Below are 20749 nucleotides of genomic sequence, written 5' to 3' on the forward strand. Positions count from 1 at the left end.
CGGTCGGCTGCGGGCGGGGTGACCGGAGTCGTGGCCCGCGGGGCACACTGATCCCATGTCATCGCGCCGCAGGAACTGCCCCGAGTGCCGTCGGGAGATCGCCGTCGTCGCGGGGCGGTTCGCCCGGCACGACCCGCCCGGCGTGCGGGGAAGCGCGCGGGGGAGCGGGGAACTGGTCTCGTGTTCCGGTTCGCGCCGAGAAGCGTTCATCGGTGCGGCGCAGCCCACGCTGGACGGATACACCGTCCCCGAGTTCCCCGGCCAGCTCCCGCTCTTCTGAACCGAGCCGCCGGGAAGGGATCAGGCGGGGGCGAACCGGCCGGTCGCCCGACCCCACTGCACCGCTCCACTTCACCGGGACTGGCTGCCCGCCCCCGCTTCACCGCAGTTAGTTGCCCGCCACCGACTTCACCGCGACCGAGATCGGTGTCGAACCGCTGATGGCTTCCAGGGTCAGTCCGGCGGTGGCCGGGGTGTCGACGAGTTCCGCGAGGACCGCGGCGACGTCGTCGCGGGGGATCATGCCGCGGCCGGTCGAGGCCTCCAGGCGTACGAGACCGGTTCCGGCGTCGTCGATCAGGCCGCCGGGACGCAGGATCGTCCAGTCCAGGCCGGCCCGACCGCGTACGTATTCGTCTGCCTCGCCCTTGGCGCGCAGGTACGCGTCGAAGATCTCGTCACCCGGGTGAGCCGGGTCGGCGCCCATCGAGGAGACGACCACGTGCCGGCGTACGCCCGCACGCTCGGCGGCGTCCGCGAACAGGATCGCGGCGCCCTTGTCCACCGTCTGCTTGCGGTCCGCACCGCTGCCCGGTCCCGCGCCCGCCGCGAAGACGGCCGCGTCAGCGCCCTGCAGATGCGCCGCCACCTCCTCCACCGATGCCGACTCCAGATCGCACAGGACCGGTTCGGCGCCGGCCGCCCGCAGATCGTCCCCCTGCTCGGCGCGGCGGATGATCCCCGCGACCTCGTCCCCGCGCGCGGAGAGCAGTCGCTCCAGCCGCAGCGCGATCTGACCATGACCACCAGCGATGACAATGCGCATGTTTCCGACCGTACGCCCGGATGACCGCGTTCGCTGCACAACCCTGTGGACAACTCGTGAGTCACATGGGTGATCACTGTGAACGCGTGGGTGATCGCCGCGAGAAGGCGTCAGAACGAGTGAACACGCGAACGAAGGAACGCCGTGCGCGCCCGTACGGTGTTGTAAGAGGAGATCATCATCACCGTCATACGCAAGACCGTCACCGCGGTCGGCTGCACCGCTGCCCTCCTCGCCACGGCGGCCGCCTGCGGCACGGTCCAGAACCTCACCGCCGGCCAGAAGGTGGACCACGCCGTCGAGAGTCTCGGCGAACAGAAGTCCCTCGCTTTCCAGTTGGACCTGGACGCCGACGCGAGCGCGATCAACGCGCTGGCGGACGAGGGCGGTTCCGACGATCCCCTTCCCCCGGAGTTCGGGAAGCTCGTCAGCGGGCTGCGGGTCGACGTCTCCGTCAAGTCCAGGAAGAAGCTGGCGGATTCCGGCCAGAAGGACCTCGTCGGGACGAGCGTGAAGGTCACCGGGGCCGATGGCGTACTGGTCGAGTACCGGGTCATCGGCGACTTCATGTACTACCGCAGCAACATGAAGGCCATCGGCGAGGCGATGGGCGTTCCCATGCCGTCGGCCGACGAAATCCCCCCGAGCCAGAAGGAGTTCAAGAAGATCTTCGAAGGCGACTGGGTGAAGGTCGACACCAAGGAGCTGGAGCGCGCAGGGAAGGCCGCCGGGGGCACTTCGAAGGGAGGCTCCGGGGACATCGACGCGAAGACCCAGAAGAAGATTCTCGACGCCGTACGCGGTGTCGTCGGCCAGGAGGTCAAGTTCCGGACGAAGGGCGGCGCGGACGGCGTCGAGCATGTCGTCGCCACGGGCAACCTCCGCACCCTGCTCACCGGCGTCTTCGACAAGCTCCGTCCGCTGCAGGGCGACCTTCCGGCGGGGGCGGAACTCCCCACGGCCAAGGAGCTCAAGGACGCGCCGAACAAGAAGGTCGCCGTCGACTTCACCCTGAAGAACGGTGACCTCCGGCAGATCAGGGTCGACCTGGCCGTCCTCGCCGACACCCAGAAGAAGGTCAAGCTGCCCCTCGTCCTGAAGTTCTCCAAGGCGGGTGACGTCAGCGCGCCGTCCGGAGCCACCGAGATCCCCGCGGGCAAGGTCTCCCCGGGCAGCCCGCTGGGTACCGCGTTCCTGGGCGGCGGGCTCTAGGGCGCCTGACTCCAGGGCGGCCCGTCCCAGATGACCGATCGCGGGACGGCTCGTTCAGGTGGCTCGCAGGACGACTGGTTCCAGGGGCGGTTCGCCTCGCGTACGGCGTACGGCGAGAGTCCTGGTCCCACGCGCACGTGGGACAGCCAGTGCGTCTGCAGCGCCCGCCTCACCTGCATCCTCCTGGTCCCACGCGCACGTGGGACACCACGCCATGCACGCGCCCGTGGCCCTCGTCGCCTCACGCGCGCGTGGCCAGCTCGTCGCGCCCGCCCCGGCTAGGACGGTTCCTCCCGTCCCTGCCGGGGCAGTTCCAGCCCGGACTCGGCCGCCGAGTCGCAGTACTCCCGCACTGCGCTCGTCCGCGCCACCACGCGCCCGCGGTGGATCACGATCCGGCTGTAGGCGAGGGACAGCACCCCCGCCAGCCCATCCCCGCGTACGGCGAGCAACTCGGCCGGGAACCCCGCCTCCACGCGCACCTCGGGCAGCCCGAAAGCGGCCCTGGCGGCACAACTCACCGTGCCGTACGCCTCCTCGGGGCGCAGCCCGCACCGGGAGGCCAGCAGGTACGCGGCCTCCAGCGGGTCTCCGCGTCCCACCGGGTTGGACAGGTCGCGCAGGGCACCGCCGCCCGCCGCGACCCGTACACCGGCCGCCCGCAGCAGCCGTACGGGAGCGGTGCCGCGCCGGTCGGCCGAGCCGCAGCCTCCCTGGGGCAGACACACCACCGTCACTCCGGCCGCGGCGAGTTGGTCCGCCGCGCGGGAAGCCACTTCGGAGGGCAGCCGGCCGAGGCCGCCGCACGGGCCGAGGGCCACCCCGGGCCGCAGCCCGCCCGCCATCGCGGCGAGCCGGGCGAGCCGGGCGGGATCGGCGGCGTCCGTGTGCAGATCGACCGGACAGCCGTGTTCGGAGGCGAGCTCCAGGACGGCCTCCACGTAGCCCGTCGGATCGGGGTCCGTGTCCGGGCAGCCGCCCACCACGGACGCGCCCATCTTCAGGGCGTCGCGCAGCATCGCGAGCCCGTCGGCGCCGGCGGCCCCGGTCAGTACCCGTGGCATCGCCACCGTCGCCAGTTCGGCGAGCCCCCGCAGTGACCGCCGCACCTCGAGCACCGCCGCCAGCGCGTCCAGCCCCAGCGCGTCACCGACGCGCACGTGGGACCGCAAAGCCGTGGCGCCGTGCCCGAGTTGCAGCAGCGCCGCCTCGGTGGCCCGGCGCCGGATCGCCGGGTCGTCGTACGCGAGGGGTCCCTGGCCGTCGGCCGTCAGAGCCGTGTCGCTGTGCGCGTGGGCCTCCACGGGGGCCGGCAGGAGGAGGTAGCCGCGAAGGTCCACCTTCGCGGCGCGAGCCCCCGAGGCTCCCGCCGCCAGGCTTCCCGCGGTGCCGACCGCCTCGATACGACCGCCACCGAGCCGTACGTCCACGGCCCGGCCGTCGGTGAGCTGCGCCCCGCACAGCAGGAGAGCGGCCGTTTCGGTCTGTCCCGAGGGGGAGCGGGGCGGCTGCTGCTGGCTGTCGGGCATCGCGCTCCTGTGGCTCGGGGGCGGCTGCGGGAGGGACGACTGCGGAGCGTGGGGACACAAGATCACGCAGCGTGGGTCGAGCCTAGGACGGAGACCCGTCGACGTCGGGGAGGAACGCAATAGTCGTACCGGCGTGGCCCGTCCTACGGGCGTGACCCGTCGGCCCGGCGTGGCCCGTCGACCGGCCGGAGACAGGCCGGAGACGGGCCGGAGACGGGCCGCCTTCAGGCCGGCTGCCTTCGAGCTGGGTCTCCTCCGAGAGCGGCCGCCTTCGAGACGGGGCGCCCTCAGGCCGGACACCTTCGAGACGGGCACCCTCGGACCGGCCGCCTTCGAGACCGGTCCGGGGCCGACGGCTTCGAGGCGAGGTACCGGGTCCGGGGCCGACGGCTCGGAGGCCGGGTTCAGGACCGGGCGCCGGGCGTCCTGCGCCCGCCCCCGCAGCCGGCCGGAGGGCCGTCACCCCCTGTGATCCAGGAGCCCCGAGGGGCGCGTGAGGGCTTCCGGGAACGCGTGGGGAAACGCCCGGGATCAGGCCCGGGCAGGTGCCGCGAAACGGATTTGGGCGATCGGCGGAGGACCGTGTAATGTCTTCATCGCTCGCCCCAATAGCTCAGTCGGTAGAGCGTCTCCATGGTAAGGAGAAGGTCTACGGTTCGATTCCGTATTGGGGCTCTGGTGAGGGAGGTTCCCGTCGCAAGGCGGGGGCCGAACCCATCAAAGCGGTGTAGCTCAGTCGGTAGAGCAAGCGGCTCATAATCGCTGTGTCACCGGTTCAAGTCCGGTCACCGCTACTGACAGTAGCCGATTGTGGGGTCGGTCCTTCGATCGGCTACTCTTCTATGCGTTAATGTCCCATCCGTTCGTCAAGGAGCACTCCTGTGGCTGCCACCGACGTCCGCCCGAAGATCACGCTGGCCTGCGTGGAGTGCAAGGAGCGGAACTACATCACCAAGAAGAACCGGCGTAACAACCCGGACCGACTGGAGATGAAGAAGCACTGCCCGCGTTGCAACGCGCACACCGCGCACCGCGAAACGCGATAATTCAGGCTCGTACACGAGGCCGTCCCCTTCACGGGGGGCGGCCTCGCGTCGTTGTGGAACCGATGTCCGTATGAACCGGTCGGCAGAGGCGGGCCGGCCGTTTTCGAGCGAAGATGGGCCGTCCGGCCAAAACGGCCGGTCCGGCTGCGGTCCAGCCGTGGCAGCTGCGCCAACCGGCCCGACGGCGGTAACTGGTCCGCCGACGGCAACCGGCCCGACGACGGCAATCGGTCCACCGACGCCAGCCGGTCCACCGACGGCAACCGGCGCGGCGAAGTCGTCCGGCGCGGCGAAGACAACCAGGAGGTGCCGAGCCCATGGCGCTCGACCAGTCCTTCGTAGGGCGGTCCTACCCGCCCACCGACTCCTATGAGGTCGGTCGGGAGAAGATCCGCGAGTTCGCGGAGGCCGTGGGGGACAGTAACCCTGCGTACACGGACCCCGAGGCCGCACGTGCTCTCGGTCACCCCGACGTGATCGCCCCGCCCACTTTTGTGTTCGCCATCACGTTCAAGGCCGCGGGCCAGGTCATCCAGGACCCGCAACTGGGCCTCGACTACAACCGGGTGGTGCACGGCGACCAGAAGTTCGCGTACACCCGTCCGGTGCGCGCGGGTGACCGGCTCACGGTCACCTCGACCATCGAGTCGATCAAGTCCCTCGCGGGCAACGACATCCTGGACGTGCGTGGCGAGGTCCACGACGAGGCGGGCGAGCATGTCGTGACGGCCGTCACGAAGCTCGTGGCCCGCGCGGCGGAGGTGGGCTGACATGGCGGCGAAGATCTCTTACGCGGACGTCGAGGTCGGCACCGAGCTGCCGCCCCAGACGTTCTCCGTGACGCGCGCCACGCTCGTCCAGTACGCGGGGGCCTCCGGGGACTTCAACCCGATCCACTGGAACGAGAAGTTCGCCGTCGAGGTGGGCCTTCCCGACGTCATCGCGCACGGCATGTTCACCATGGCCGAGGCGATCCGTGTGGTGACGGACTGGGCGGGTGACCCGGGCGCCGTCGTCGAGTACGGGGTCCGCTTCACCAAGCCCGTCGTCGTCCCGAACGACGACAAGGGCGCCACCGTCGAGGTCAGCGGCAAGGTCGCCGCCAAGCTCGACGACAACACCGTCCGCGTCGACCTCACGGCGACCAGTGCCGGCCAGAAGGTGCTGGGCATGTCGCGAGCGGTCGTACGACTGGCCTGACGGCCTGGTTCCAGGCCCGGCGGCTGAGCTTCGAGCAAGGGGCGCTCTCCCTTGAGGGCGCCCCTTGCTCGTAGCCGAACGGCGCCGCCCGCCCCGATTCGACTCCCCCTTGCAAAGTTAGTGATTGAGTACTAACTTACTTTCATGGTCAGGATGAGTGCAGAGGAGCGGCGCGAGAGCGTCATCCGCGCGGCGACCGCCGAGTTCGCCCGTGGCGGGTATCACGGCACGAGCACCGAGGCGATCGCCAAGCGCGTCGGGGTCTCGCAGCCGTATCTCTTCCGGCTCTTCCCGGGCAAGAAGGCGATCTTCCTTGCCGCCGCCGAGCGGTGTGTCGAGGACACCATCCAGACCTTCCAGGAGGCCGCGAAGGGCCTGGAGGGCGAGGAGGCGAAGCGCGCCATGGGGGACGCGTACGTCGAGGTCATCGCGGAACGGCCTGAGCGGCTGATGATGCAGATGCAGATGTACGTCGCCGTGGCCGCCGCCGAGCAGGAGGGCGACCACGAGTTCGGCGAGGCCGTACGGGCCGGCTGGATGCGGCTGTGGGACGCCGTGCACCTGCCGCTCGGCGCGGACCCGGGCGCGACCACGACGTTCCTGGCGACCGGAATGCTCATCAATACGCTCGTGGCGATGGGCTTCCCGTCGGAGCACCGGGTGTGGGAGGGGCTGTTCTCGGGGCCCGGGGCCGTCTGCGGGTCCGAGGAGTAGGCGAGAAGCGGCGGCCGGGCGCCGAGGCTCCCGGTCCGCGGATTTCCATGATCATCTAAGTTAGTCATCAATAACTAACCATCGATCTCTCTGGGGGAGAGATGTCACAGCAGACCGAGACCGCAGCACGCCGCGGGGGCGCCGCCTGGGCCCTCGTCATCACGAGCGTCGCCGGGTTCATGGCGGCCCTCGACAACCTCGTCGTCACCACCGCACTGCCCTCCATCCGCAAGGATCTCGGAGGAGCGCTGGGCGACCTGGAATGGACCGTGAGCGCCTACACGCTCACCTTCGCCGTCCTGCTGATGTTCGGCGCGGCGCTCGGTGACCGGTTCGGCCGCCGCAGGCTCTTCCTGGTCGGTCTGAGCATCTTCACCGGCGCCTCCGCCGCCGCGGCCATGGCCCCCGGCATCGACTCCCTGATCGCCGCCCGCGCGGTCCAGGGCGTCGGCGCCGCGATCATGATGCCGCTGACCCTGACCCTGCTGACCGCCGCGGTTCCCGTCGCCAAGCGCGGGATGGCGTACGGGATCTGGGGCGCCGTCAACGGACTCGCGGTTGCCTCGGGACCCCTCATCGGCGGCAGCCTCACCGAGCACGTCTCCTGGCACTGGATCTTCTGGCTGAACGTTCCGCTGGGTCTCGCGGTGCTCCCGCTCGCCCGGCTGCGTCTGTCCGAGTCGTTCGGTGCCGGTGCCCGGCTCGACTTCCCCGGCACCCTGCTCGCCAGCGGCGGTCTCTTCGGGATCGTCTACGGCCTGGTCCGCGGGCCCTCCGACGGCTGGACCAGCGGACTCGTCCTGACCGGCCTGATCGCGGGCGCCGCCCTGCTGGCAGGCTTCGTCGTCCATGGCACCCGGGCGAAGAACCCGATGCTCCCGATGCGCCTCTTCCGCTCCCGCGCCTTCGCCGGGATCAACGCGGCCAGTCTGCTGATGTTCCTCGGGATGTTCGGCTCGATCTTCCTGCTCAGCCAGTACATGCAGGGCGTGCTCGGCTACTCGCCCACTGAGGCGGGGCTGCGGATGCTCCCCTGGACCGGCATGCCGATGCTCGTCGCGCCCGTCGCCGGCATCCTCTCCGATCGCATCGGCGGCCGCCCGGTCGTCGCCACGGGCCTCTTCCTCCAGGCCGTCGGCCTCGGCTACATGGCCGTCGTGGCCACCACCCACGCCTCCTACGGCGCTCAGCTGCCCGCTCTGATCATCAGCGGTGTCGGCATGGCGCTGTACTTCGCCCCGGCCGCCAACCTGGTCATGTCCAGCGTCCGCCCGCAGGAGCAGGGCATCGCCTCCGGCGCCAACAACGCGCTGCGTGAGGTGGGCGGCGCGCTCGGTGTCGCGATCATGTCGTCGATCTTCGCCGCCCAGGGCGGATACGAGTCCGCCCAGGCCTTCGTGGACGGACTGCGGCCCGCGCTGGTCACCGGCTCGGCAGTCGTGGCCCTCGCCGGAATCGCCGCCCTGGTGATCCCGGCCGGACGCCGCACCGCACCAAGGACGGCGGACGCGGCCAGGTCCGGTTCCGCCGGGCCGGCCCCGGTGCTGGAGACCGCCGACCGCTGAGCACCGGGCACGCACGCGTACGGGTCCCGTCCACCAGGGCGGGGCCGTACGCGCGCGTGCCCCGCGATCGCACCCCGCCCCTCCCGGCAGCCCTGTTCCCCGACACCCGCGCGACCCCGCGCGCCCGGAGTGGTCGGTGCCGTCTCGTACCCTTGGGCCCGTGCAGGAACTCCACGATGCCCCGCTCGCCCCGCTGACCACCTTCCGGCTCGGCGGCCCGGCCGCCCGGCTGATCACCGCCACGACCGACGCCGAGGTGATCGCCGCCGTGCGCGAGGCCGACGACGCCGGTACGCCGCTGCTGCTCATCGGCGGCGGATCGAACCTGGTCATCGGCGACAAGGGATTCGCCGGGACCGCCCTGCGCATCGCCACGAAGGGCTTCACCCTCGACGGTACGAGCCTGGAGCTGGCCGCGGGCGAGGTGTGGACCGACGCGGTCGCGCGCTCCGTGGAAGCCGGGCTCGCCGGGATCGAGTGCCTCGCGGGTATCCCCGGGTCCGCCGGTGCGACACCGATCCAGAACGTGGGCGCGTACGGCCAGGAAGTGTCGTCGACGATCACCGAGGTGATCGCCTATGACCGCAGGACGCGCGAGACGGTCACGCTGACCAATGCGGAGTGCGAGTTCTCGTACCGCCACAGCCGCTTCAAGGCCGACCCCGAGCGCCATGTGGTGCTGCGGGTGCGTTTCGGTCTCGAGGACGCGCAGGGGCTGTCGGCGCCGCTCAAGTACGCCGAGACGGCCCGTGCGCTCGGTGTGGAGCCCGGCGACCGTGTGCCCCTCGACGCCGCCCGCGAGACCGTGCTGAAGCTGCGTGCGGGCAAAGGCATGGTGCTCGACCCCGAGGACCACGACACCTGGTCCGCCGGGTCGTTCTTCACCAACCCGATCCTCACGGACGAGGCGTTCGCCGCGTTCCACGCGCGCGTGGAGGAGCGGCTCGGCGCCGATGTCGTACCGCCGGCGTACGCGGCGGGCGAGGGCCGCACCAAGACGTCCGCGGCCTGGCTGATCGACAGGTCGGGCTTCACCAAGGGCTACGGAACCGGGCCCGCCCGCATCTCGACCAAGCACACCCTCGCCCTGACCAACCGGGGCGGGGCCACCACCGAGGACCTCCTCGCGCTGGCCCGCGAAGTCGTCGCCGGTGTCCACGAGGCCTTCGGGATCACGCTCGTCAACGAGCCGGTGACGGTGAACGCGAACCTCTGAGGGCCGCTGGGCCCCGCGGGTCCCCGAAGGCCTGGTGACGGGCTCTGGAGGCGCGGAGGGCCATGACGGGCTCTGGAGGGCCCCGCGGGTCCCGTGCCGGCCCCGCGGGTGTCGGGCACGTGGGCTCCCGGTCGTCGCGTGGGCCTGCCCGGTTCGCGTGGGCCGCCCTAGTAGGCGATGCCCACACCCTGCTTCACGGTCCCCGGGTCGTCGATCATCGCCAGCATCGCGTGGGCCACGTCGGCGCGCGCGATGAAGCGGCCCCTGGGCGGGAAGCCTCCGACCACCGTGCGGTACGAGCCGGTCAGCGGCTTGTTCTGGAGCCGGGGCGGCCGGACGACGGTCCAGTCCGTGGCGCCGGCCGCCAGCTCGTCCTCCATCTCCCGCAGGTCGGCGTAGACGTCCTTGAGGATGCCGGAGACCAGGCGCTGCATGGCGCGGTCGACGAGCGTGTCGTGCTCGGCGCCGGGGCCGACCGGACCCGCGCTGACCACCAGCAGCCGCCGTGTCTGTTCCGCCTCCATGGCGGCCAGCACCGTACGGGTGAGCCGGGCCGCGACCCCGGCGTCCCCCCGGCTGCGCGCGCCGAGGCCGGACAGGACCGCGTCCCGGCCCGCGACGGCCGGGCGCAGCGGCTCCGGGTCGGTGAGATCCGCGCGGAACACCTCCAGCCGCGCGCCCGTGACGGTGAGCCGCGCGGGATCCCGTACGACGGCCGTGACCCGGTGGCCCGCACCCAGGGCCTGGCGGACGATCTCCTGGCCGATGCCTCCGGTGGCACCGAAAACGGTGAGTTCCATGACCTGCTCCCCTAGGAGGTGGAGACGTGGTGGGTGAGTGTTCACTCACCCTTGTCTCCTCTAGAGTGAGTAAGTACTCACCCACCCGTCAACCCCACGAAGGCGGGTCATGGAATCCTTGGGCACCATGCAGCAGAAATCCGCCACGGAGACCTCGCCGTCGAAGCCGGCCAGGATCCGCATCCTCGACGCGGCGCACGAGCTCATGCTCACGCTCGGGCTCTCCCGCGCCACCACCAAGGAGATCGCCAGGGCGGCCGGATGCTCCGAGGCGGCGCTCTACAAGTACTTCGCGAGCAAGGAAGAGCTGTTCATCCGGGTCCTGCACGAGCGGCTGCCCCAGCTCGGCCCCCTCCTGGAGCGGCTGACGGCCGAGCCCGGAGAGCACCCCCTGGAGGAGAACCTCACCGAGATCGCCCGCCGGGCGGCCCTGTTCTACGAGCAGAGCTTCCCGATCGCCGCCTCCCTGTACGCGGAGACACAGCTCAAGCGCCGTCACGACGACGCCATGCGGGCCATGGGCGCGGGCCCGCACATGCCCATCGAGGGCGTCGCCGCGTATCTGCTGGCCGAGCAGCGGGCCGGGCGCATCCAGCCGGACACCGACACCTACGCGGCCGCGTCCCTGCTCCTCGGGGCCTGTGCGCAGCGCGCCTTCGCCTACGACGCCACCCAGGAGGGCACGCCGCCGGCCCTGGACACCTTCGCCCCGGCGCTCGCCCGCACCCTGCTCGCCGGGATCGCGCCCAGGGACCCGGGGCCCGCGGGAGCGGAGGCGGGATAGCCGGTCAGGCGGTCAGCCAGTCGTCGACGCCGGACAGCAGTTTCGCCCGGACGTCCTGGGGCGCTGCCGAGGCGCGGATGGACTGCCGGGCCAGTTCGGCCAGTTCCGGGTCCGTGAAGCCGTGGTGGCGGCGGGCGATCTCGTACTGGGCGGCGAGCCGGGAGCCGAAGAGCAGCGGGTCGTCGGCACCGAGGGCCATCGGCACACCGGATTCGAACAAAGTGCGCAGGGGGACATCGGCGTGCTTCTCGTAGACGCCCAGGGCGACGTTCGAGGCGGGGCAGACCTCGCAGGTCACCCCGCGGTCCGCGAGCCGCTTCAGCAGCCGCGGGTCCTCGGCGGCCCGCACCCCGTGGCCGATCCGGGAGGCGTGCAGGTCGTCCAGGCAGTCGCGGACCGAGGCGGGGCCGGTCAGCTCGCCGCCGTGCGGGGCGGACAGCAGCCCGCCCTCGCGGGCGATGGCGAAGGCCCGGTCGAAGTCGCGCGCCATGCCCCGCCGCTCGTCGTTGGAGAGGCCGAAACCGACGATCCCCCGGTCCGCGTACCGCACGGCGAGCCGGGCCAGCGTGCGGGCGTCCAGGGGGTGCTTCATCCGGTTGGCGGCCACCAGGACGCGCATGCCGAGCCCGGTGTCCCGCACGGCCGAGTCGACCGCGTCCAGGATGACCTCCAGGGCCGGGATCAGACCGCCCAGACGCGGGGCGTACGACGTCGGGTCGACCTGGATCTCCAGCCAGCCGGAGCCGTCCTTCAGGTCCTCCTCGGCGGCCTCGCGCACCAGGCGCTGGATGTCCTCGGGCTCTCTCAGGCAGGACCGCGCGGCGTCGTACAGGCGCTGGAAGCGGAACCAGCCGCGTTCGTCGGTCGCCCGCAGTTTCGGCGGTTCCCCGCTGGTCAGCGCGTCGGGCAGATGGATCCCGTACTTGTCGGCCAGTTCCAGCAGGGTGGTGTGCCGCATCGAGCCGGTGAAGTGCAGGTGCAGATGGGCCTTCGGCAGTTCACTCACATCACGTACGCGCTCCATCCCAGGATCTTGCCGTACGCGGGCGGGGTGCCGGTAGCGCTTTCGCTGATCGGAGGCGGCCTCGAACGGACGAACGGGGGCCGGCCACTTCGGTGAGTGGCCGGCCCCCGTCCGCGCGAGAGGCGAGGTCAGTCGGTGGCCTCGGCCAGCAGCTTCTGGATCCGGCTGACGCCCTCGACGAGGTCCTCGTCGCCGAGCGCGTACGACAGCCGCAGATAGCCCGGCGTGCCGAAGGCCTCGCCCGGGACGACCGCGACCTCGGACTCCTCCAGGATGAGCGCGGCCAGCTCGACGGTGTCCGCGGGGCGCTTGCCGCGGATCTCCTTGCCGAGGAGCCCCTTCACCGAGGGGTAGGCGTAGAAGGCGCCCTCGGGCTCGGGGCAGAGCACGCCGTCGATCTCGTTGAGCATGCGCACGATGGTCTTGCGGCGGCGGTCGAAGGCCTCGCGCATCTTCGCGACGGCCGTGAGGTCGCCGGAGACGGCGGCGAGCGCGGCGACCTGGGCCACGTTCGAGACGTTCGAGGTGGCGTGCGACTGGAGGTTGGTCGCGGCCTTGATCACGTCCTTCGGGCCGATGACCCAGCCCACGCGCCAGCCGGTCATCGCGTACGTCTTGGCGACGCCGTTGACGACGATGCACTTGTCGCGCAGCTCGGGCACCACCACGGGCAGCGAGTGGAACTCGGCGTCGCCGTAGACCAGGTGCTCGTAGATCTCGTCGGTCAGGACCCACAGGCCCTTCTCGGCGGCCCAGCGGCCGATCTCCTCGATCTGCTCACGGGTGTAGACCGCGCCCGTCGGGTTGGACGGGGAGACGAACAGCAGCACCTTGGTGTTCTCGGTGCGGGCGGCCTCCAACTGCTCGACCGAGACGCGGTAGCCGGTGGTCTCGTCGGCGACGACCTCCACCGGGACACCGCCGGCCAGCCGGATGGACTCCGGGTAGGTCGTCCAGTACGGCGCCGGGACGATGACCTCGTCGCCCGGGTCGAGGATCGCGGCGAAGGCCTCGTAGATGGCCTGCTTGCCGCCGTTGGTGACCAGGACCTGGGCGGCCTCCACCTCGTAGCCGGAGTCGCGCAGGGTCTTCGCGGCGATCGCGGCCTTCAGCTCGGGGAGCCCGCCGGCCGGCGTGTAGCGGTGGTACTTGGGGTTCGAGCAGGCCTCGATGGCGGCCTGGACGATGTAGTCCGGGGTCGGGAAGTCGGGCTCACCGGCGCCGAATCCGATCACCGGACGTCCGGCGGCCTTGAGGGCCTTGGCCTTGGCGTCCACGGCGAGGGTGGCGGACTCGGAGATCGCGCCGACTCGGGCGGAGACCCGGCGCTCGGTGGGAGGGGTTGCAGGGCTCATGGACCCATCGTTTCAGACCGGAAACACCCCCGGCACGCGGGTTTCACGGACTGAACAACGGCAGAACATCCGTCCGTTTCCGCGCGCCCCACCAGTGGATCTTCAGCGCGGTGAGCCCGCACGGACACTTTCTGTTCGACGCCCGGCTCAGGACCACGTACACTCTCACCTCGTTGGCCTTCACCGGCCGCACTCAACCGGTGCACACCGAGCACCCGGTCGAATGCGGTACGTTGGGGGAAACCAAAGGGTCGTAGCTCAATTGGTAGAGCACTGGTCTCCAAAACCAGCGGTTGGGGGTTCAAGTCCCTCCGGCCCTGCTACACACGCCTTTCGCCAGGATGTGTGCGCATGTACGTACTGCAATGCACCGCCGTGCGGCTCAACCGGGCGCGGCACGGTCACGACCCGGGAATCAGGTGAGGACGAGTGACGGACGCCGTGGGCTCCATCGACATGCCTGATGCCGAGGCGCCGGAGTCCAAGAAGAAGGCCCGCAAGGGCGGTAAGCGTGCCAAGAAGGGCCCGCTGAAGCGCCTTGCCACCTTCTACCGCCAGATCATCGCGGAACTCCGGAAGGTTGTCTGGCCGACTCGCAATCAGCTGACGACTTACACCACAGTGGTGATTGTGTTCGTCGTCATCATGATCGGCCTGGTGACCGTGATTGACTATGGGCTCAACCACGCCGCCAAGTACGTCTTCGGCTGAGCCGAGAGCGAAGGGCGCCGTCACCGGCGCCCCTTTCGCGCGTTCCACCCCCATGTATCCAGGAAGAAGCAGCCACCGTGTCTGACCCGAACCTGAACGATGCCTCCGAGTCGGTCGAGTCCGTAGACGACGAGCTCGAGATCGTCGAGGGAGCGGACGTCGAGGACGAGTTCGAGGCTGCCGATGCCGCCGCCGGCGAGAGCGCCGAGGACGAGGCCCTGCACGCCGAGGACGAGTCCGGCGAAGACGTCGAGGACGTCGAGGACGAGGACGCGTCCGACGAGGCCGAGGTCGAAGAAGAGGCCGAGCCCGTCGACCCCGTGACCGCCCTGCGCGACGAACTGCGTCTGCTCCCCGGCGAGTGGTACGTCATCCACACGTACGCCGGTTACGAGAACCGCGTGAAGACCAACCTCGAGCAGCGTGCCGTCTCGCTGAACGTCGAGGACTTCATCTTCCAGGCCGAGGTGCCGCAGGAAGAGGTCGCGCAGATCAAGAACGGCGAGCGCAAGACGATCAAGCAGAACAAGCTCCCGGGCTACGTCCTGGTCCGTATGGACCTGACGAACGAGTCCTGGGGCGTCGTCCGCAACACCCCCGGCGTCACCGGCTTCGTGGGCAACGCCTACGACCCGTACCCGCTGACCCTGGACGAGATCGTCAAGATGCTCGCCCCCGAGGCCGAGGAGAAGGCCGCCCGCGAGGCCGCCGAGGCCGAGGGCAAGCCCGCTCCGCAGCGCAAGGTCGAGGTCCAGGTGCTGGACTTCGAGGTCGGCGACTCGGTCACCGTCACCGACGGCCCGTTCGCCACGCTGCAGGCCACGATCAACGAGATCAACGCCGACTCGAAGAAGGTCAAGGGCCTCGTCGAGATCTTCGGCCGCGAGACCCCGGTCGAGCTTTCCTTCGACCAGATCCAGAAGAACTAGCACCTTCTGGACGTACGTCTTCCGATCAGGTCAGACGGGCTGTCGCAGCCGGTCTGACCTGCTCGGTTTTTAGCCGCGCACAGATACCCGTTATCGTTGTGCGGTATGCCTTCATCCGGATCATTTGCTCGGCTGAAGGCAGCCGTCCGGGGCGACTCGGACGTAGGAAGGCGAAAACGAAAGAGGACCCGGAATGCCTCCCAAGAAGAAGAAGGTCACGGGGCTTATCAAGCTCCAGATCAACGCCGGTGCGGCGAACCCGGCCCCGCCGGTCGGCCCCGCGCTCGGTCAGCACGGCGTCAACATCATGGAGTTCTGCAAGGCCTACAACGCCGCGACCGAGTCGCAGCGTGGCTGGGTCATCCCGGTGGAGATCACGGTCTACGAAGACCGCTCCTTCACCTTCGTGACCAAGACTCCGCCGGCCGCCAAGATGATCCTCAAGGCCGCGGGTGTCGAGAAGGGCTCCGGCGAGCCGCACAAGACCAAGGTCGCCAAGATCACCGAGGCGCAGGTCCGCGAGATCGCCACGACCAAGATGCCCGACCTCAACGCCAACGACCTGGACGCCGCTGCGAAGATCATCGCCGGCACCGCCCGTTCCATGGGCATCACGGTCGAGGGCTGACACCCACCTTCGTAGGAATCATGCGGCTCCGGCCGCACGTGGCGGGGCCTGCTCGGCCCGTACCACGACTCCTCAGAACACATCAGGAGCAGTAGTGAGCAAGCGCAGCAAGTCTCTCCGGGCTGCGGACGCCAAGGTCGACCGGGACAAGCTCTACGCCCCGCTCGAGGCCGTCCGTCTCGCCAAGGAGACCTCCACGAGCAAGTTCGACGGCACCGTCGAGGTCGCCTTCCGCCTGGGTGTCGACCCGCGCAAGGCCGACCAGATGGTCCGTGGCACCGTGAACCTGCCGCACGGCACCGGCAAGACCGCCCGGGTCCTGGTCTTCGCGACCGGTGACCGTGCTGCGGCCGCGGAGGCCGCCGGCGCCGACATCGTCGGCTCCGACGAACTGATCGACGAGGTCGCGAAGGGCCGTCTGGACTTCGACGCCGTCGTCGCCACCCCGGACCTCATGGGCAAGGTCGGCCGCCTCGGCCGCGTGCTCGGTCCCCGTGGTCTCATGCCGAACCCCAAGACCGGCACCGTGACCCCCGACGTCGCCAAGGCTGTCACCGAGATCAAGGGTGGCAAGATCGAGTTCCGCGTCGACAAGCACTCGAACCTGCACTTCATCATCGGCAAGGTGTCGTTCGACGACTCCAAGCTGGTGGAGAACTACGGCGCCGCGCTCGACGAGATCCTTCGTCTGAAGCCGTCGGCCGCCAAGGGCCGCTACGTCAAGAAGGCCGCGATCAGCACCACGATCGGCCCCGGCATTCCTGTCGACCCGAACCGCACCCGCAACCTCCTCGTCGAGGAGGACCCGGCCGCCGTCTGAGCCTCCCGCTCACCCCGGTGACCGCGTCGCGCACGCGTATCTGAACGGGCCCCGCAACCTTTCGAGGTGCGGGGCCCGTCTTCATGTCCGGAGGCTTTTGCGGCCTTTCCGGGGCGAGCGCCCCGGGCGGAATCCGGATACGAGTGTCAGTGGGCCGCGCTAGCGTGCGGTTCACGGACTTCGCATAGGGGTGGGACGAATGAACAGCACCATGGTGCGCCGCGTGACCCTCTCGATCGCGCTGACGACCGCGCTGGCGGGGGTGGCGGCCTGCAACTCCTCGGATTCCTCCGGGAGTTCGGGCAAGGGTGACAAGGCCGGCCACAGGAGCGCCACGCGCGTCAGCCCCATCGCGGCCCTGCGCTCGGCGGAGAAGTCCACCGACGGCGCCGACTCCGCGAGGGTCGAGTCCACCACGACCCTGGGCACGCTGATGTCCATGAAGTCGGGCGGCGTCATGGCCTGGGGCCACGGCATCACGGGTGACATGACGATCACGTACACCGGCGGCACGATGGCCGAGACGATGCGCAAGACGGGCAGCGACTCCATGGAGGCCCGCTATCTGTCCGACGCCTACTACGCGAAGATGGGCGACGCCTTCGCCCGGCAGGTGGGCGGCAAGCACTGGATCCGGTACGGGTACGACGACCTGGCGAAGCTCGGGGGCGGCTCCGGCGCGCTGCTGAAGGACCAGATGCAGAACAGCTCGCCGAACCAGTCGGTGAAGCTGCTGCTGGCCTCCGGCGACGTCAAGAAGGTCGGCGAGGAGACGGTCCGGGGCCAAAGGACCACGCACTACGCGGGCACGGTGGACGTGAGCGACCTCGCGGCCCGGAACTCCCACCTCACCCCGAGCCAGCTCTCGGACATGAAGAAGCAGTTCACCACGGCCGGCATCACGACCGAGGACGTGGACATCTGGGTCGACGCCAAGGACCTGCTCATCAAGGCGGTCTCCAAGGCCGCGATGGCGAGCGGCACGATGTCCTCCACGACGTACTACAGCGACTACGGGGTGAAGGTCTCCGCCGCGGCGCCCCCGGCCGGTGACACCGAGGACTTCAAGGACCTCCTGAAGGCGCAGGGCATGACGCCGGGCAGCGGCGACACGGCGACCGGTTCCGGCAGCGACTCTCCCTCCTGAGTCCCACGCCGGCCCGCCCCGGTCCGGGGCGGGCCCTCTCCCGGGGCGGTGACGCGCTTCCCCGAACCGCGCCGCCCTCAACTGCCGCTGCCCGCGCGATGGTTGCAGGAAAACGCAGATGATCATCCAGGCCTCCTGGGCTACGCTCGCGCCGAATCTGTGAATCGCTCATCTGTTCCTTGGGGGGAACCTTGAAGCTTTCTGTGAGCAACCTGGCACGGCACCGGGCGACCGGGGCGGCCCTCGCGGCCCTCGTCCTCGGCGGGGGCGCCGTGGGCTGTACGAAGGGCGCCAAGGAGGAGTCGCCCGCGCTCACGCCCGCCGCGGCCGTGGCGAAGGCGGCGAAGAAGACCGAGGACATCACCTCGCTCCACTACCGGATGAAGGGCGAGGTCCCCGGAGAGGGCCGCATCAGCGGTGAGGCGGCGATGAGCATGAAGCCGCTGGCCATGAGCATGAAGATGACCGCCCAGGACCAGGCCACCGACGGCCCGGTCGAGATCCGGCTCGTGGGCAAGGCGATGTACATCGGCGGGGGCCTCAAGGCCGCCAAGGAGATGGACGGCAAGAGCTGGATCAAGTTCGACATGGCCGCCCTGGGCGCCGACAAGGAGCTGAACACGGGCCAGCTGGGCGGCGGGCAGACCGACAAGAACCCCGCCACCGAGTCCACCTTCATGACCGGCTCCAAGAACGTGAAGAAGGTCGGGCCCGAGACCGTCGACGGGGTGAAGACCACGCACTACAAGGGGACGGTCACCCTCGACGAGTTCCGCAAGTCGCTCAAGGGCCAGGACAAGGCCGACCGCGAGAAGCGCGAGAAGGCCCTCGACCAGTACACGAAGATGGGCATCGACGCGATCACGATGGACATGTGGATCGACGGCGCCGACCACACCAAGCAGTTCCGGATGCGGGGGACCGCCGACAAGGGGCCGCTCGACATGACCGTCACCTTCCTGGACTACAACAAGCCCGTGACCGTGACCGCCCCGCCGGCCAAGGACACCGTCGACCTCGCCGAGATGATGAAGGGCGCCCAGCAGGGCTGATCCGCACCGCCCGAGCCCGCGAGGCCGCCGGAGCCCGCAAGGGCCGTCGGCGGCCGGGCCGTTCGGCCGGATTTGCTTGACGCCGTCCCCTTCACGTACTCTCCTCGAGAAGCCAAAGACCGCTGGTCGTTGCCACGTGCTCGCAAGAGGACGGGGTGACCGAAGGATCCGCACTGCGGACGACCCGCGCAGGTGATCGTGGATGTGTTCCCGGAGTTCGCACGCCCAGCGTGCGGAGGAATCCGGTCGAGCTACGCCCCGTGCGCCTGCGCCGGGGCGTTTTTGTTGTGTCGGCCCCTTCTGAGCGGTCCTCATCACCCGGAAGGAGGCCGACGCTCTATGGCAAGGCCCGACAAGGCTGCCGCGGTAGCCGAGCTCGCGGACCAGTTCCGCAGCTCGAACGCCGCCGTGCTGACCGAGTACCGGGGTCTCACCGTGGCGCAGCTCAAGACGCTGCGCCGTTCGCTCGGTGAAGACGCCCAGTACGCCGTGGTGAAGAACACGCTGACCAAGATTGCGGCCAACGAGGCCGGGATCTCGACGCTCGACGACCTGTTCAACGGTCCGACGGCGGTCGCCTTCATCTCCGGTGACCCGGTGACGTCGGCGAAGGGTCTTCGTGACTTCGCCAAGGACAACCCGAACCTCGTCATCAAGGGCGGTGTCCTTGACGGCAAGGCGCTGTCCGCCGACGAGATCAAGAAGCTTGCGGACCTTGAGTCCCGCGAGGTTCTGCTCGCCAAGCTGGCGGGTGCCTTCAAGGGCAAGCAGACGCAGACTGCTCGCCTCTTCCAGGCCCTGCCCTCGAAGTTCGTCCGCACCGCGGAGGCGCTTCGTGTCAAGCAGGCCGAGCAGGGCGGTGCCGAGTAATTCGGCTCGCGCATTGACCGCCGCCTGAGGCGACGGTCGTAGCGGGCCGAACGTACGCCCGCCTCACCAGTACATCCGGCACCTGCCGAATTAGTGGAAGGACGCCATCATGGCGAAGCTGTCCCAGGAAGAGCTGCTCGAGCAGTTCGAGAACCTCACCCTCATCGAGCTCGCCGAGTTCGTGAAGGCCTTCGAGGAGAAGTTCGACGTCACCGCCGCCGCGGCCGTCGCCGCTGCCCCGGTCGGCGTCGCCGCCGTCGCCGAGGCCGCTGAGGAGCAGGACGAGTTCGACGTCATCCTCACGGGTGCCGGCGAGAAGAAGATCCAGGTCATCAAGGTCGTGCGCGAGCTCACCTCCCTGGGTCTGAAGGAGGCCAAGGACCTCGTCGACGGCGCTCCGAAGCCCGTCCTCGAGAAGGTCGCCAAGGAGGCCGCCGAGAAGGCTGCCGAGTCCCTCAAGGGCGCCGGCGCCTCCGTCGAGGTCAAGTAACTCGACGAGTCCCCCGAGGACTCCTGTGAAGCTGTCACAGCCGCTCCCGTAGCGCTGTAACGCTGACGCACCGAAGAGCGATCACCCAACTGGGTGGTCGCTCTTCGGCGTTCCAGGGGGTCCCTGAAGCGGCAGCCTTGCGCTGTCGGTCGCGACGAGTATGGTGATCTTCGTTGTGCCTCCGGCAGCCCTGTGACAGGCAGAGGGACGGGTTGCAAGACGGGCCGCACGTGACGATCGCGGCACTTGCTTTGGGCATGGGGGGCCTTGACGAACCGCACGCAGCGCGCAATTCTCAGGACGCGTCGTCACAACGATCCGTATCCGAGGCATGGATCGCTGACGAAGAGGGCAGTATCGATGTGCATTGAGGGCGTGGCTTGCCGCAGGTGTTGAGAACAGTGAGAGTCTCAAAAAACAGGGACTGGACATCAGTGGGCCTAGTGGCTACACTGACCCTTTGCGCTGCCTGTTAGCTGCCTCCTGCCCGTCACCAGGGGCATACCCGTGTTTGAGCATCGACGGTTGGACCACCTCTGACCTGGCCTTCATTCGGCCGGATCGGGTGCGGCCCGACGCTTTGTCCGACATGGGACCGGTACGCGCGTAGTG

Annotated in this window: 22 protein-coding genes and 3 tRNA genes; 20 read left to right on the forward strand and 5 right to left on the reverse strand. The window is 69.6% G+C overall.

What is annotated here, in order from left to right; genetic code table 11:
* Nucleotides 1-55: 55 nt before the first annotated feature.
* Nucleotides 56-280 carry a hypothetical protein gene (locus tag ACH4S8_RS27720; RefSeq protein WP_398398697.1) on the forward strand — a complete coding sequence of 75 codons (225 nt, stop codon included), beginning with the start codon at nt 56-58 and terminating at the stop codon, nt 278-280.
* A gap of 108 nt (nt 281-388) precedes the next feature.
* On the opposite strand, the gene ACH4S8_RS27725 is transcribed toward ACH4S8_RS27720, so the two are convergent.
* Nucleotides 389-1045 carry an SDR family oxidoreductase gene (locus tag ACH4S8_RS27725; protein ID WP_398398699.1) on the reverse strand — a complete coding sequence of 219 codons (657 nt, stop codon included), beginning with the start codon at nt 1043-1045 and terminating at the stop codon, nt 389-391.
* A gap of 285 nt (nt 1046-1330) precedes the next feature.
* On the opposite strand from ACH4S8_RS27725, the gene ACH4S8_RS27730 reads away from it, so the two are divergent.
* Nucleotides 1331-2257, forward strand: a complete 927-nt coding sequence (locus ACH4S8_RS27730; protein WP_398398701.1) for a hypothetical protein — start codon at nt 1331-1333, stop codon at nt 2255-2257.
* 278 nt (nt 2258-2535) lie between these two features.
* Here the strand turns inward: ACH4S8_RS27730 and ACH4S8_RS27735 are convergent, their stop codons facing one another.
* Complete coding sequence (locus ACH4S8_RS27735; RefSeq protein ID WP_398398703.1) at nt 2536-3786, reverse strand: amidohydrolase family protein; 1251 nt, start codon at nt 3784-3786, stop codon at nt 2536-2538.
* 602 nt (nt 3787-4388) lie between these two features.
* Between ACH4S8_RS27735 and ACH4S8_RS27740 the strand changes: the two genes are divergently transcribed.
* The 8 genes from ACH4S8_RS27740 (at nt 4389) to ACH4S8_RS27775 (ending at nt 9527) form a co-directional block, all read left to right on the forward strand.
* Nucleotides 4389-4461: transfer RNA gene (locus tag ACH4S8_RS27740), tRNA-Thr, on the forward strand.
* 46 nt (nt 4462-4507) lie between these two features.
* A tRNA-Met gene (locus ACH4S8_RS27745) sits at nt 4508-4580 on the forward strand.
* Nucleotides 4581-4667: 87 nt separating this feature from the next.
* Nucleotides 4668-4832 carry a 50S ribosomal protein L33 gene (gene rpmG / locus ACH4S8_RS27750; protein ID WP_003948671.1) on the forward strand — a complete coding sequence of 55 codons (165 nt, stop codon included), beginning with the start codon at nt 4668-4670 and terminating at the stop codon, nt 4830-4832.
* Nucleotides 4833-5149: 317 nt separating this feature from the next.
* Entirely contained in the window at nt 5150-5602 is a 453-nt protein-coding gene (locus ACH4S8_RS27755) for a MaoC family dehydratase N-terminal domain-containing protein (RefSeq protein ID WP_398398705.1), read from the forward strand.
* Between the two features lies 1 nt (nt 5603).
* Nucleotides 5604-6032 (forward strand): MaoC family dehydratase, encoded by a 429-nt coding sequence (locus ACH4S8_RS27760; RefSeq protein WP_398398707.1) that lies wholly within the window; start codon nt 5604-5606, stop codon nt 6030-6032.
* Nucleotides 6033-6176: 144 nt separating this feature from the next.
* Nucleotides 6177-6746 carry a TetR/AcrR family transcriptional regulator gene (locus tag ACH4S8_RS27765; protein ID WP_398398709.1) on the forward strand — a complete coding sequence of 190 codons (570 nt, stop codon included), beginning with the start codon at nt 6177-6179 and terminating at the stop codon, nt 6744-6746.
* A gap of 101 nt (nt 6747-6847) precedes the next feature.
* A complete protein-coding gene (locus ACH4S8_RS27770) occupies nt 6848-8311 on the forward strand; it encodes a DHA2 family efflux MFS transporter permease subunit (protein WP_398398711.1) in 1464 nt (487 codons plus the stop codon).
* Nucleotides 8312-8471: 160 nt separating this feature from the next.
* Nucleotides 8472-9527: a UDP-N-acetylmuramate dehydrogenase gene (locus tag ACH4S8_RS27775; RefSeq protein ID WP_398398714.1), complete on the forward strand. Its 1056-nt coding sequence runs from the start codon at nt 8472-8474 to the stop codon at nt 9525-9527.
* A 167-nt stretch (nt 9528-9694) separates the two neighbouring features.
* Here ACH4S8_RS27775 and ACH4S8_RS27780 read toward each other — a convergent pair whose 3' ends face one another.
* A complete protein-coding gene (locus ACH4S8_RS27780; protein WP_398398716.1) occupies nt 9695-10327 on the reverse strand; it encodes an NAD(P)-dependent oxidoreductase in 633 nt (210 codons plus the stop codon).
* Nucleotides 10328-10454: 127 nt separating this feature from the next.
* Here ACH4S8_RS27780 and ACH4S8_RS27785 point away from each other — a divergent pair, with 127 nt between their 5' ends.
* Nucleotides 10455-11111, forward strand: coding sequence for a TetR/AcrR family transcriptional regulator (locus tag ACH4S8_RS27785; RefSeq protein ID WP_398398718.1), 657 nt, complete (start codon nt 10455-10457; stop codon nt 11109-11111).
* 4 nt (nt 11112-11115) lie between these two features.
* Here ACH4S8_RS27785 and ACH4S8_RS27790 read toward each other — a convergent pair whose 3' ends face one another.
* Nucleotides 11116-12135 (reverse strand): adenosine deaminase, encoded by a 1020-nt coding sequence (locus ACH4S8_RS27790; protein WP_398398720.1) that lies wholly within the window; start codon nt 12133-12135, stop codon nt 11116-11118.
* Between the two features lie 128 nt (nt 12136-12263).
* Entirely contained in the window at nt 12264-13490 is a 1227-nt protein-coding gene (locus tag ACH4S8_RS27795; protein ID WP_398398722.1) for a pyridoxal phosphate-dependent aminotransferase, read from the reverse strand.
* Nucleotides 13491-13737: 247 nt separating this feature from the next.
* Here ACH4S8_RS27795 and ACH4S8_RS27800 point away from each other — a divergent pair.
* The 9 genes from ACH4S8_RS27800 to rplL all read left to right on the forward strand — a co-directional run bounded on the left by ACH4S8_RS27800 (nt 13738) and on the right by rplL (nt 20137).
* Nucleotides 13738-13810: transfer RNA gene (locus tag ACH4S8_RS27800), tRNA-Trp, on the forward strand.
* Between the two features lie 109 nt (nt 13811-13919).
* Nucleotides 13920-14201, forward strand: coding sequence for a preprotein translocase subunit SecE (secE, locus tag ACH4S8_RS27805; RefSeq protein ID WP_103549158.1), 282 nt, complete (start codon nt 13920-13922; stop codon nt 14199-14201).
* 77 nt (nt 14202-14278) lie between these two features.
* A complete protein-coding gene (nusG, locus tag ACH4S8_RS27810; protein ID WP_398398725.1) occupies nt 14279-15130 on the forward strand; it encodes a transcription termination/antitermination protein NusG in 852 nt (283 codons plus the stop codon).
* Nucleotides 15131-15323: 193 nt separating this feature from the next.
* A complete protein-coding gene (gene rplK, locus ACH4S8_RS27815) occupies nt 15324-15758 on the forward strand; it encodes a 50S ribosomal protein L11 (RefSeq protein ID WP_037627044.1) in 435 nt (144 codons plus the stop codon).
* Nucleotides 15759-15852: 94 nt separating this feature from the next.
* The gene (gene rplA / locus ACH4S8_RS27820) at nt 15853-16578 is read left to right on the forward strand and encodes a 50S ribosomal protein L1 (protein WP_361676762.1); all 726 of its coding nucleotides are present in this window, start codon (nt 15853-15855) and stop codon (nt 16576-16578) included.
* A 199-nt stretch (nt 16579-16777) separates the two neighbouring features.
* Complete coding sequence (locus tag ACH4S8_RS27825; RefSeq protein WP_398398729.1) at nt 16778-17725, forward strand: hypothetical protein; 948 nt, start codon at nt 16778-16780, stop codon at nt 17723-17725.
* 212 nt (nt 17726-17937) lie between these two features.
* Nucleotides 17938-18777 (forward strand): DUF1396 domain-containing protein, encoded by an 840-nt coding sequence (locus ACH4S8_RS27830; protein WP_398399169.1) that lies wholly within the window; start codon nt 17938-17940, stop codon nt 18775-18777.
* 339 nt (nt 18778-19116) lie between these two features.
* On the forward strand, nt 19117-19647 hold the full coding sequence (gene rplJ, locus ACH4S8_RS27835) for a 50S ribosomal protein L10 (protein ID WP_037627039.1): 531 nt from the start codon (nt 19117-19119) through the stop codon (nt 19645-19647).
* Nucleotides 19648-19756: 109 nt separating this feature from the next.
* Entirely contained in the window at nt 19757-20137 is a 381-nt protein-coding gene (gene rplL / locus ACH4S8_RS27840; protein WP_398398730.1) for a 50S ribosomal protein L7/L12, read from the forward strand.
* Nucleotides 20138-20749 lie beyond the last annotated feature (612 nt).

Origin of the sequence: Streptomyces sp. NPDC021080 (assembly GCF_044333225.1) — a bacterium.
Lineage (GTDB): Bacteria > Actinomycetota > Actinomycetes > Streptomycetales > Streptomycetaceae > Streptomyces.